Here is a 12,524-nt window from a genome sequence, read left to right on the forward strand (position 1 = left end):
TACGAAAGTTTTAAACATCCCTATTTTTTATAATAAATTTATTCCGTTTTGTTCACAAATTTTTATAGTTTCTTCATCCCATATAGAAGCCTGAACTTCTCCTATATGTGCTTTTTGTAATAAAAACATACATATTCTCGACTGTCCTATTCCTCCACCTATTGTAAGAGGTAATTCGCTGTTTAGAAGCATTTTATGATATTCCAGTCCTTTTCTTTCTTCAAGATTTAAAATCTCAAGTTGTTTCAAAAGAGATTTTTCATCTACTCTTATACCCATAGATGACAGTTCAAGTGCTCTGTCAAGAACAGGATCCCACATAATAAGATCTCCGTTTAATTCCCAATCATCATAATCCGGAGCTCTTCCGTCGTGTTTTTCTCCCGATTCAAGAATTTTTCCAATTTGCATTATAAATATTGCCCCTTTTTCTTTTGCAAATCTGTTTTCTCTTTCATCAGGAGTCAAATCCGGATACATATTTTCCAACTCCTGTGAAGTAATAAATGTAACTTCTTCAGGAAGAAATTTTTTATATTTCGGATATTTGTTTACCAACATGTCCTGAGTTTTCAAAAATACTTTATATATTTTTTTTACAGTTTCCTTCAAAAAATCCAAATTTCTCTCTTCTTTTGTTATAACTTTTTCCCAATCCCACTGATCTACATAAATCGAATGTACGTTATCCAGTTCTTCATCACGTCTTATGGCATTCATATCGGTATAAATACCTTTCCCCGTATCTATTCCGTATCTTTTTAATGCCAATCTTTTCCATTTCGCCAACGAATGAATAATTTCAATAATTTCCCCTTCGTAATCTTTCATCTCAAAACTTACAGGTCTTTCCACTCCGTTCAGGTTATCGTTTATACCTGTTGTTTTTCTTACGAATAACGGTGCTGAAATTCTTGTAAGATTTAATTCTTTGGAAAGTTCCGATTCAAAAAAATCTTTTATTAACTTTATAGCTATTTCAGTTTCCATTATTCCGTATTTTGCATCATAATTTTTAGGAACTATAACTTTTGCCATATATTCACCTACTAAATACCTTTCAAAAAAATGGCGCACCCAGCAGGAGTTGAACCCACAACCTTCTGATCCGTAGTCAGACGCTCTATCCAATTGAGCTATGGATGCACTTATAAAAAAATGGCGGAGAAGGAGGGATTTGAACCCTCGATCCAAGTTTTAGCTCGGATACTCCCTTAGCAGGGGAGCGCATTCGGCCTCTCTGCCACTTCTCCACAATATTAAATTCAAATGGCGGGTGAACAGGGATTCGAACCCTGAGAGCTTTCGCCTTGCCGGTTTTCAAGACCGGTCCCTTAGCCGTTCGGACATCCACCCGCATATTACTTGCTTAGTTTATCATATTTAATTATTTTTTGTCAAGAACAATTTTTATTTTTTTTGATTTTTTTTAAAGTTTGTAAGTAAAAACCAGCTTATTCCGCTGTAAAATATATAATTTCTATTGTATTCCAAAATATTATTATGTTTTCTTAATTTCATAAATGTTTTTGTTCTCTTAATTTATTCATATAACTTTTTTATATATTCAGTTTTTTCGCCATTTTCTTTATACACATATATCGGCATTTCTATTTTCAGACCTTTATCGGCATCCTTTACAGCTTCGAGCATGCAGATTTTTGCATCCTGATTTCTTTTGGTATAACAATTTCTCATTCTTTTCGGCTCTAATTTATTTTCAGTCAATAATTTTATTATTTCTACAAGCCTGTCGCTTCTAAAGACTATCGAAAAATGTCCCGAATTTTTCAATAGCCATGCTGATATTTTTATAATCTGTTCCAAAGTCAAATCTATATTATGTCTTGCCAAACTCATTTTCGGAGAATTGTTTATCTGATTTATATCTCCTTTAAATTCAAAATAAGGAGGATTTGTAACTATACAATCAAACTCATCTTTTTTAAATATTTTCTGATAATTTTTAATATCATCATTTATTATGTTTATCCGATCTTCATAATTATTATTTTTTATGTTTCTCTCGGCAATATCCGCCATTTCCTTTTGCAACTCTATTCCTACAATTTCGGCTTTGGATTTTTCAGCCAGAAGAATCGGTATAATTCCGCAACCTGTTCCTATATCGAGTATTTTTTTTGTTTTTCTGTTTATTTTTGTAAAATCCGCAAGTAAAACAGTATCCAAGGTAAAATTCTGAAAATCATTTCTTTGAATAATTTTCATTCTTTTAATTACTGTGGTTGTTTTTTCTCCGATTTTTTTTATTACATCCATAAAATATTCCTAAATTTTATAAACAATATAACTAAAGCTGCCATTATCGCAACTTTAATCAATAGTTTTGCAGATTTGAAAAAAAATCTTAAAACCAGAAAAGCCACTACAAATATTATTATTTTGTTCATATTACCTCCCATTTTTATTATTATATACTATTTTTAAAAATTTATCGACTTATTTTTTCTGCCTCTTGAAATATATCCGAAACAATTATATAATAACTTTGACAAATTAAAGGAGAGAATTAAAATCAATGAATAATTTAACAAACAACAATATAGATGACACAAAAACGTCAAGTATAGGAAATACATCATGCGAGGCAATATTACCTACTGTCTCTTTAAAGTCTCTATCAGAAATTGAAAAGAGTATTCAGAAAAAATACCGTTCGGAACTTTGGTCGCCTTTTATACGAGGATTAAAAGAATTTGAAATGGTAAAAGACGGCGACAGAATTGCAGTTGCAATTTCAGGCGGTAAAGACAGTCTGTTATTATCCAAACTTTTTCAGGAACTTAAAAGAGCAAGTAAAACTAACTTTGAACTTGTTTTTATATCAATGAATCCCGGATTCAATGAAGTAAATCTGACTAATTTGAGAAAGAATCTCGAACATCTTGAAATTCCTTGCGAAATATACAACGATAATATTTTTGAAGTTGCAGAGAAAATCGCAAAAGACTATCCATGTTATATGTGTGCCAAAATGCGAAGAGGAAGTCTTTATACCAAAGCTGCTTCTTACGGTTGCAATAAACTTGCTTTGGGACACCATCTGGATGATGTTATCGAAACGACTCTTATGAGCATATTTTATATGGGAAAATTTGAAACAATGCTTCCCAAATTGAAAGCCGATAATTTTGATATTGAACTGATAAGACCGCTATTTTATGTAGAAGAAAAGTCAATTATAAAATGGATCAGAAATAACGGTATTCTTGCAATGAACTGCGGATGTACCGTTGCTGCGGGAAAAACTTCCAGCAAAAGACGTGAAACGAAAGAACTTATTGCCGACCTTGTAAAAAATAATCCCGATATTAAAAAACGGATTATCCAGTCGGCACAAAACGTAAACTTGGAAAAAATTTTAGGATGGAAAACTTCAGAAGGAAAATTTTCTTATTTGAAATAATACAAAAAATATGTACCTTTAGATTTTTAAAACTTTCGGTACATATTTTCTTTTGCAGTTTTTTCGGTTCATTTTTTTGTATTTACAGTATCTTTTTCCTTTTCAAAATAATACTCTGAAGGCAATACATCGGCATTGTAAAGCCACATGTTTCCTTTTTGATATTTATATTTGACTATCATTTTATCTTTCTGAATATCAAAGTCATCAACTACGTACATTCTCTTGCTTTTCCCTGTTACTGCCAGTCTGTTATTTCCTACTTTTAAAAGATTATATTTTTTTCTTAAAAATTCAAATATTATTTTATATCCACTATCGTCATATAAGGCAAATGATCACTTAATTTAGTCCATTCCTGTGTATTGTCATTTATGAAAAAACTTTCTTTCAATTTCCAGTTCGTTGAAAAATCTCCCAAAATATAATCTATTCTCGGATCTTCATTTTTTCTTACTCCTGCTCTATCTCCGCCTAAATAGGTATCTTTCCAGTTTTGAGTAATCTGATTATAGTATTCCGTCGTAGGAAGCATATTCAAATCCCCACCCAAAAATTTTATATCTCCTTCAGCTATTTCGGACATTATAAGAAGCGAATTAAGCTCATCATTTTTGGCTTCCTGTTTGTAATCCAAATGTGTATTTATAAATAACACTGTCTTTCCGAATACTGACTTTTCGATTTTTGCAGCAATAACCTGTCTTTTCTCTATTCCTATAGAAGGGAGTTCGTAAGTCAGTATTTTTTCTATCGGATATTTTGATACAAAAGCTATTCCGAATTCCCCCGAATCATAATCCCTCGATTTTTGAAAATAATAAAAATTATAACCCATTTCGTCAGCTATATCTTTTGTAATATCCCTTATATTACTTCTCTTTGTAAATTTGTCCACTTCCTGCAGTGCTATAAAATCAGGTTTGTATCTTTTTATACTTTGCCCTATTTTAGTCCCGTTTGCAAGTCTTCCTCCATATATATTGTAAGTCATCATTCTAAATTCTTTTGCGTTTACTGTCAATGCTATAACTGTAAATAACAATATCCTTATTATATTTCCTGTTTTTATCATTATCTCTACCTCATAATTATCCGTTAAGATCCTATCCTTCTTTCTTTAATATAATATCTTGCGACTATTCTCATTTTTTTTACTATTTTTGAAAATCCCGTCAGATGTTTTGTTTCCAGAAACAGTCTTGCTTTTAAACTTGTCCAGCTGTCGTTCCACCAATGTATACCGTAAGTATTTTCAGTTATACATTGGGGAGTATACTTTTCCTTAAATCCGTAAGGATAAAAATATTCTTTAGGATATATTGTTATTTCTCCTTTCTTCAATGTATTTTCTCTTTTATCTGTTAAGCCGTATTTTTTTTCAAATATATAAGTAAATATTTTAGGAATTGTCCATAAAGGCTTTTCCCATATTTCCTTTTCGTAAAATTCTGTCAAATCTTTTAAAACTTCATTATGTCTGTCTGTTCCGAATATTCCTACACTTATATGTTTTTCGTCTTCATAACCTATAAAAAACTTCATATTTTCTTTTGTTATTAGCGGAGTTATGTCCTTTATAATTTCCATATCAGTATCTACATATATTCCTGAATGTTCATACATATAATGAACTCTTATATAGTCTGAAACATAAGCCCAAAGTTTTCTTTCGTAACATTCTCTGAAAAATTTGTTTTTCTTCAGATGAGTTTCCATATCAAAGTTTTTTTCATTTATCTCCGTTATTTGAAAATCCGGAAGATTTTCCTGCCATGATTTCAGACATTTATAGAAAATATCAGGTTTCTTTGCATTCCCTATCCACACATAATAAATTTTTTTTTCTATCATTGTATTTCTCCTCTATTTTTCGGTACATATAATCAAATCCGAATATTAAAACATAAACACTTATTAACATTATCATATTTTTTATCAGTGCTTCTCCGAAAAAAGAACCTCTCGGAATGTAAAATAAATTGGGTATAAAATAATAACTTGTCAGCAATAAAAATCTGTTTTTTACTACGTATTTCTCGTATTTTACTATAAATATCCCTAACAGTACCGATATAATTATAATCCACAAGTATCCCAGATCATACATTTCCGCAATATAATTCGAGCCTATCCCCTCTCCTTTTAAATAAGCCGTCGGATTGAGCAGATAAGTCAGTTTGTCCGCAAGAGAATTTGTCGTAGTCAGAGTTTCCAAAGATTGCGGTTTAAAACCAAATATCCCCTGAAATATATACGGATAAGGACCCTGTCCTACTATTCTTGATTTAAAGTCTATCGTATAGCCCAATACAAGATAGCTTACTCCCTGAGAAAACAGAAAATTATAAACTGTATTTATCAAATCAAGGGAAAATACTTTTTTACTCCTCACAGAAACAAGTAATTGTGAAAATATGACAGTAAATCCGACAAGTTTTCCCATTGTTTTCATTTTTATTTTTATTCCGTAAACTTTTGCGTAATACCACATTATAAATAACAGTTGAGTTAAAAATATGGCCCTTGCCCCTTTAAATGAATCAAGTAATTTTACCATAAGATACAAAGAAGATACCGTCAAAAATTTCTTTTTTGAAGGAACAGATATTAAAAATATTAAAAATCCTATTGTCATTATTGTTCCCGATCCTTTTGTAAAAAAAGGATAATCCACACCTTTCAATATACCCGTATAATAAGCTTCGTATCCCGCCTGAAGTATGATTCGCAACTGAATAAACATTTTGTAAGCCAACGCCGGTAATGCGATTATAAATAAAAACATTCCGAAATCGGTATAAATCTTTCTGTTTTTAAGAGTTACAAGACTTTTCATTTCACTTTCGGTTTCGTTTATTATTCCTATGAAAAATCCTAAATGTGTAAATAGCAGAACCAAAAGAAATACGTTTATTATCTCAATTCTTACATCATAAAAAAAGTAATAATTTGCAAATTTTGTAGCCCAGCCGAACTCTTTATAGTCTGCTATGTCTAAAAATACTCTTGTAAAATTAAATAAAAACAGTGTATAAAGAAAAATCATATAAGAATTAAGCCAGTCCGAATAAATTTTTGCAGTGAAAAAAGTATAAATATACACTCCCATCAGCAGATATTCAAGGAACTTCATTTCTCCGGCATCATTAGGAAACACAATAGCCGATTTCAAAAAGAAAACGAATACTATAATAAATATATGTATAACTGTCATTAATATTCCGTTTTTTCTCATAATCGTTTTCCTTTCTTTTTTATTTTTTATCTTAATTCAGATTTTAACTTACTTTTCTCCTTACTCACCATATACATTCCTAACGGCAATCCTAAAAGCAGCATTCCCTTTGATTCACTTTCATTCCAAATTTTCCTGAAAGGATACCCCGCTATTTTGCAAAATTTATAATAAACTGCATTATTTAAAATTTTCTGTTTAAAGGACATTTTATGTCTGTTTCTTTCATTATGATAAAGTGCCTGTCCTTTAGGATTTCTAAGCAATAAATTATTATACTCGGCAGTAAGTCCGTCATCATGATACTGTTTTATTTCTATTTTTTTATTTATATACAGCATTTTATATTTTTCGGATATTCTATTATAAACAAGTGCTTCTGTTGTAAATTTTTCTCCCTCAAATACAGGAAAAGGATATTTTTTTATAATTTCTGTTCTGAACATCAAACCTTTATCACCTTTTATCCCATATTTATTATAAATATCAAATTGACTTTCAATCATTTCATTTTGGGGAAATTCAGTTCCGATGACTTTTCCATCAGGATAAATCGACAAATAACCCATACCAATTATTTTATCATTTTTTTCATATTTTTTCCAATATTTAAATATAGTTTCCAGTCCGTCGGAAATATATTCATCATCGGAATCAAGGCATATAAATAGCTCTCCTCGTGCTTTTTCCACAGCAAAATTATAGGCTCTCTGTTTTCCGCCGTTTTTCTTGTAATAATATTTTATATCCAGTTTATTTTCACTTATAAACTCTTTTACGATTTTTTCAGTATTGTCGTCAGAGCCGTCATCTACAATAAGCCATTCAAAATCTTTATAAGTCTGATTTTTCAGTGATTCATACAACTTCCTTAACAATTCTTTTCTGTTATAAGTAGGTGTAAATACTGTGAACTTCATTTTCGCTCCTTTTTATTTATCCAAAACTGATTTCAAACAAATTTATTTAACAATCTTATTTTTTAATTTAATAACAATATTCGCTATTTTAGCATAAACTTCTTTGTTTACTATTAATTTTGTAACCACTGCCAGATACACTATCTTCAATCCGAATTTTGTCCATGAAATATTATCATTAGATAAATACAGGATTACAGGATTTAAAACTATTATCATATAAAACAGAAATTTTTTATAATTGAAAGATATTCCGTATTTCTTTTTAATTACAACCATTTCAAGTATTGCTCTTATTAAAAAAGCGAGTATAGTGGTCCATGCAGCTATATACGGTCCGTATTGAGGAAATACAGGTATAAATATAAGATTTCCTGCAAGGTTGAATACCATTGCAAACACCGAAAAATAAAATATATAAATACTGTTTTCGTGAAAATGGAAAAAATAATCAAGACAATACAGTGCCTGTATTACGATTCCCGCAAGAATAAGAGGCATGTAATTTATGGCTTTTAAATATCCTTTGGAAAATATCAGACTTATCCCTTCAGGAGCAAACAGCTGACACAATACGCAAAAAAAAGATATTATTGCAATAAAATTTTCAATACTTCCTGTTATTCTCGGATTATTTTTGTCTTTTTTCATAGCTTCGTAAAATTCAGGAGTCCAACTGTCGACAAAAGATCCTTTCAATACTGAAAAAGCTCTTCCTCCGTCTGCTGCAAGGTTATAACCTCCAACTATTCCGGGAGCTATAAATTTAAGAAGTACCAGTTTATCGCTCAGATTTACTATCTGGTCTGTCAATTCTATAAATATTAACGGTATCCCGTTTTTCAAAGAAAATTTTACATACTCCTTTTTTGCCTTGAATCTGAATTTTCCGAAATAATCTTTAAAATAATACAGCAATAAAGCTACCGATGATGCTAAATTTGCTCCCTGAAATCCGATTATTCCTTTGCGAAGATTACCTATAAGAAATATCGCCAGAATATAGTTAGTCGTCATACTTATAAGGCTTCCCACAGCGACTTTCATATACATTCTCTTCATTCGTGAAAGAGTTACCCCCAAAGTATTCAGAGCATTTACAAAAGCAATAACTACTGCAGTAGTTATTAAAGGATGATATGAAATTTCATTCAAATTTATTATATAAGAAAATAATTTTTTCGACAAAGGAGTAAACAAAAAACCGAATACTGTCAAATTAAAGATAAATAAAACGAGAAATGTCGAAAACATATAGCTTCCCATTTCATTTTCGTCATCTTTCAAATCAACATATTTTTTCATCTGTGCATTATACATTCCCAAGCCTAAAACAACTGTAAACATTGTAATCATTGATCCCAAAGTTCCTGCAACTCCATATTCGGCAGGTGTCAATAATCTTGTTATTATAGGCAAAAATATAAATGACCCCATTTTAATGGCTATTTGCATAAGGGAATAAACCATTGTCCCTTTTAATAAATTTTTATTATCCATTCAAATATTGTTCCTTTTCTTTCATTTTTATTTCAATCCTATCAAGTCATGCACTCTTATTATTCCGACTACATTTCTGTTTTCCACAACAGGAAGCACATTTATCTGGCTTTTTCTGTTTTCCATAAGTTTCAAAGCTTCCATTGCCATAGCATTTCTACCTATAGACACAGGTGTAGAAATCATAATATCCTTAGCTTTATAAGAAAAAAATTCTTCTTTATGAACTAATGCCCGTCTTATATCTCCCTCGGTAATAATTCCGATAAGTTTGCCATTCTCTTTTCCCGTTTCGGAAATACAAACTGCTCCCATTTTTTTCTTGGTCAGAACAAGAAGAACATTTTCTATATTTTCATCAGCAGCCAATACAGGAAGTTCTTCCCCTGAATGCATTAAATCCGACACTGTTAAAAGAAGTCTTTTCCCCAAACTGCCTCCCGGATGATATTTTGCAAAATCATTTTCAGTAAAGTTTCTCATCTTCATAAGTACCGATGCCAAAGCATCTCCCATTACAAGAGTTGCAGTAGTGGAGCTCATAGGAGCCGTTCCCAAATTACTTGCTTCTTTTTCGACTCCTATATTTATAACAACTTTCGCATGTTTTGCCAAAGGAGAAGTTTCATTTCCTGTAAAAGCGACTATTTCAGCTCCGATTTTTTTTATCGGTGTCATTATACTCAATATTTCATCGGAATTTCCGCTATTGGAAATAGCAATAACTATATCTCCCTCACTTATCATTCCTAAATCTCCGTGAAGAGCTTCGGCTGCATTTATAAATATAGCACTTGTCCCTGTAGAAGCAAGTGTAGCTGCTATTTTCTTTCCTATAATCCCCGATTTTCCTATGCCTGTAACGACTACTTTTCTATGTTCCAATCCATTTATCATATAGACAAGTTTTTCAAAGTTTTCATTTATTCTGTTTTTCACCCTTTCCAGTTCGGAAATTTCAATATTAAAAGTTTTTTGGACCTCTTTTATAATATCAAATTCCAATTTTATTTCCTCCTTTTCAAAGTCGTGATATAAATTTTATTTTTTATATTTTTTTATTTTTGTCAATATTTTTTTTATTTCCTGACTTTTTTCCTTATGGCACACAAGCAGAGCATCTTTCGTATTTACGATTACAATGTCTTCCAAGCCTATGGTTGCTATAATTTTATCATTTTCCTTATTTATAATGATGTTTCCTTCTGACTCTATTTCCTCGTATTTTTCTGCCTTAACAATATTATTATCCTTGTCCTTAGGGAAAACATCTTCGAGGGATTTAAAACTTCCCACATCATTCCATTCTATATCTACCGGAATTACAAGTACAGCTCTTGTATGCTCCATCACTCCGAAATCTATGGATATTTTCTCAAATTTTTCAAATTCTTCACTTACATAACTACTCAGTTTTTTCCCGTAAAATTCATTTAGATCAATATTACTAAGCATTTCTTCTATCTTATCCGTAACAGGTTTATGTGAATCCATATATTTTCTTATTTCATTTAAGATAAAGTCTGTTTTCCAAACGAACATTCCGCTATTCCAGAGATAATTTCCTTTTTCAATATATTTTTCAGCTATTTCTTTGTTAGGTTTTTCTCTGAAACTTTTCACTTTATATATTTCAAATTTTTCTTTCGACTGTTCTTTTGCCAAGTTTTTATTTTTAATGTACTCAATATATCCATAGCCTGTTTCAGGGTAAGAAGGCTTTATTCCCAAAGTTACAATCACATCATTTTTGGCTTTTTCAAAAGCAAACTCAAGACTTTCCAAAAATTCTTTTTCTTTTTTTATAAGATGATCCGATGGCAACACTGCCATTATACTGTTTTCATATAATTTTTTTATTATCAATGCTGCATAACCTATACATGCCGCAGTATCTCTCGCCATAGGCTCAAAAATTATATTTCTTTCGGGTATTTCAGGCAATTCCTTTTTCACAATATCCAAATAATCAATATTTGTAGAAATGAAAATCTTTTCCGCAGGAATGAGTTTAGTCACTCTGTTAACGGTTTCCCTTATCATTGTCTTATCCGACACCAAATCCAGAAACTGTTTCGGTCTTTCGTTTGTCGACAAGGGCCAAAATCTCGTTCCGCTTCCTCCTGCCATTATCAGTACAACTTTATCCATAATTAATCTCCTGTTATTTTCTTATAATTTTCAATACTTTTTAAAATATTATAGCATTTTTGGGAGTATTATTCTACAAAAAAAGAGCCATTTTCACAGCTCTTTTAAAAATTTCTAAATATTATTAATGTTTATGACCGCATCCACATCCTGAACCTTTCATATCAAGTACCATACGTCCCTGAATTTTTCCTTCTTCCATTTCTTTGAATATTTCAGGCGCATCTGTCAATGCTCTTTTTTGAACTACAGGAACTACTTTTCCTTCGGCACCAAATTGGAATGCTTCTTCCAAGTCTTTTCTCGTTCCTACAAGTGATCCTATAACTTCTATTCCGTCAAGAACAGTTTTAACAATAGGTAAATCCATTGTTTCAGAAGGAAGTCCTACTGCAACTACTTTCCCGGCAGCACGTACAGAATCAATAGCCTGATTGAATGCTACTTTAGATACTGCCGTTACAACTGCCGCATGTGCTCCTCCATTTGTTATTTTTTTGATTTCTGCAGCAGGATCTGCTACATTTTTACCGTTAATTATATAATCTGCCCCTACTTCTTTTGCCAATTCCAATTTATCCTGATTAATATCTACTGCTATTACGTGAGCATTGAATACGTGTTTTGCATATTGAATAGCCAAATTTCCCAATCCTCCGCATCCGTATATTGCGATCCATTGTCCAGGCTCGATTTTGGATACTTTAATAGCTTTATAACAAGTAACACCTGCACATGTAATGCTGCTCGCCTGAGCAGGATCCAATCCTTCAGGCACTTTCACTGCGTAATCGGCAGTTACAAGACAGTATTCAGCCATTCCTCCGTCAACTGAATATCCTGCATTTTTTACGTTTCTGCAAAGAGTTTCTCTTCCTGTAGTACAGTATTCACAAACTCCGCATCCTTCAAAAAACCAAGCGATACTTACTCTGTCTCCTACTTTCAATGTTTTTACATCAGGAGCCACTTCTTTTACTATCCCTATACCTTCATGCCCTAAAATTCTTCCCGGAACTTTTCCGAAATCACCGTTTGCTACGTGCAAATCAGTATGGCATACTCCACAATATTCCACTTCTACCAATGCTTCTCCCGGTCCTACTTTCGGTACTTCTTTTTCAACGATTTGAACTTCTCCTGTTCCTTTTTCATTTACAACTACAGCTTTCATATTTATTCCTCCTATAAATTATTATTTGAATATCTTTTCACACAATCATTTTACTCCTATTTTTTGAAAAGGTCAAGTTATTTTTTTCTTTTACGTACAAATAACATTGAAAAT

Annotated in this window: 13 protein-coding genes and 3 tRNA genes; 1 reads left to right on the forward strand and 15 read right to left on the reverse strand. The window is 31.5% G+C overall.

The window, feature by feature from the left end:
- Positions 1-27 precede the first annotated feature (27 nt).
- The 6 genes from asnA to FVE72_RS11220 form a co-directional block, all read right to left on the reverse strand.
- Positions 28-1,038 (reverse strand): aspartate--ammonia ligase, encoded by a 1,011-nt coding sequence (asnA, locus tag FVE72_RS07105; protein WP_026737798.1) that lies wholly within the window; start codon positions 1,036-1,038, stop codon positions 28-30.
- 31 nt (positions 1,039-1,069) lie between these two features.
- Positions 1,070-1,146: transfer RNA gene (locus FVE72_RS07110), tRNA-Arg, on the reverse strand.
- Between the two features lie 13 nt (positions 1,147-1,159).
- Positions 1,160-1,253, reverse strand: a tRNA-Ser gene (locus FVE72_RS07115).
- Positions 1,254-1,270: 17 nt separating this feature from the next.
- Positions 1,271-1,356: transfer RNA gene (locus FVE72_RS07120), tRNA-Ser, on the reverse strand.
- 186 nt (positions 1,357-1,542) lie between these two features.
- Positions 1,543-2,280 carry a tRNA1(Val) (adenine(37)-N6)-methyltransferase gene (locus FVE72_RS07125; protein WP_081724195.1) on the reverse strand — a complete coding sequence of 246 codons (738 nt, stop codon included), beginning with the start codon at positions 2,278-2,280 and terminating at the stop codon, positions 1,543-1,545.
- The gene (locus FVE72_RS11220) at positions 2,271-2,411 is read right to left on the reverse strand and encodes a hypothetical protein (RefSeq protein ID WP_154669372.1); all 141 of its coding nucleotides are present in this window, start codon (positions 2,409-2,411) and stop codon (positions 2,271-2,273) included. The genes FVE72_RS07125 and FVE72_RS11220 overlap by 10 nt, the downstream gene beginning before the upstream one ends.
- A 128-nt stretch (positions 2,412-2,539) precedes the next feature.
- Here FVE72_RS11220 and FVE72_RS07130 point away from each other — a divergent pair, with 128 nt between their 5' ends.
- Complete coding sequence (locus FVE72_RS07130) at positions 2,540-3,427, forward strand: tRNA 2-thiocytidine biosynthesis TtcA family protein (protein WP_051411765.1); 888 nt, start codon at positions 2,540-2,542, stop codon at positions 3,425-3,427.
- Positions 3,428-3,495: 68 nt separating this feature from the next.
- Here FVE72_RS07130 and FVE72_RS11225 read toward each other — a convergent pair whose 3' ends face one another.
- The 9 genes from FVE72_RS11225 to adhP form a co-directional block, all read right to left on the reverse strand.
- Positions 3,496-3,648, reverse strand: coding sequence for a hypothetical protein (locus FVE72_RS11225; RefSeq protein ID WP_154669373.1), 153 nt, complete (start codon positions 3,646-3,648; stop codon positions 3,496-3,498).
- An 80-nt stretch (positions 3,649-3,728) separates the two neighbouring features.
- Positions 3,729-4,502, reverse strand: a complete 774-nt coding sequence (locus FVE72_RS07135) for an endonuclease/exonuclease/phosphatase family protein (RefSeq protein WP_026737801.1) — start codon at positions 4,500-4,502, stop codon at positions 3,729-3,731.
- A gap of 23 nt (positions 4,503-4,525) precedes the next feature.
- Positions 4,526-5,281 carry a glycosyltransferase gene (locus FVE72_RS07140; RefSeq protein WP_146966521.1) on the reverse strand — a complete coding sequence of 252 codons (756 nt, stop codon included), beginning with the start codon at positions 5,279-5,281 and terminating at the stop codon, positions 4,526-4,528.
- The gene (locus tag FVE72_RS07145) at positions 5,229-6,665 is read right to left on the reverse strand and encodes an O-antigen polysaccharide polymerase Wzy family protein (protein WP_146966523.1); all 1,437 of its coding nucleotides are present in this window, start codon (positions 6,663-6,665) and stop codon (positions 5,229-5,231) included. Before FVE72_RS07145 ends, FVE72_RS07140 begins: the two co-directional genes overlap by 53 nt.
- Positions 6,666-6,691: 26 nt before the next feature.
- Positions 6,692-7,585: a glycosyltransferase family 2 protein gene (locus tag FVE72_RS07150; protein WP_006806755.1), complete on the reverse strand. Its 894-nt coding sequence runs from the start codon at positions 7,583-7,585 to the stop codon at positions 6,692-6,694.
- Positions 7,586-7,627: 42 nt separating this feature from the next.
- Complete coding sequence (locus FVE72_RS07155) at positions 7,628-9,085, reverse strand: lipopolysaccharide biosynthesis protein (RefSeq protein ID WP_146966526.1); 1,458 nt, start codon at positions 9,083-9,085, stop codon at positions 7,628-7,630.
- Positions 9,086-9,112: 27 nt separating this feature from the next.
- The gene (locus tag FVE72_RS07160; protein WP_026737803.1) at positions 9,113-10,090 is read right to left on the reverse strand and encodes a KpsF/GutQ family sugar-phosphate isomerase; all 978 of its coding nucleotides are present in this window, start codon (positions 10,088-10,090) and stop codon (positions 9,113-9,115) included.
- Between the two features lie 36 nt (positions 10,091-10,126).
- Entirely contained in the window at positions 10,127-11,236 is a 1,110-nt protein-coding gene (locus FVE72_RS07165; RefSeq protein WP_146966528.1) for a mannose-1-phosphate guanylyltransferase, read from the reverse strand.
- Between the two features lie 124 nt (positions 11,237-11,360).
- Complete coding sequence (adhP, locus tag FVE72_RS07170) at positions 11,361-12,410, reverse strand: alcohol dehydrogenase AdhP (RefSeq protein ID WP_026737805.1); 1,050 nt, start codon at positions 12,408-12,410, stop codon at positions 11,361-11,363.
- Positions 12,411-12,524: the final 114 nt, after the last annotated feature.

The sequence above is a fragment of the Pseudoleptotrichia goodfellowii genome, from assembly GCF_007990505.1.
Classification (GTDB): domain Bacteria; phylum Fusobacteriota; class Fusobacteriia; order Fusobacteriales; family Leptotrichiaceae; genus Pseudoleptotrichia; species Pseudoleptotrichia goodfellowii.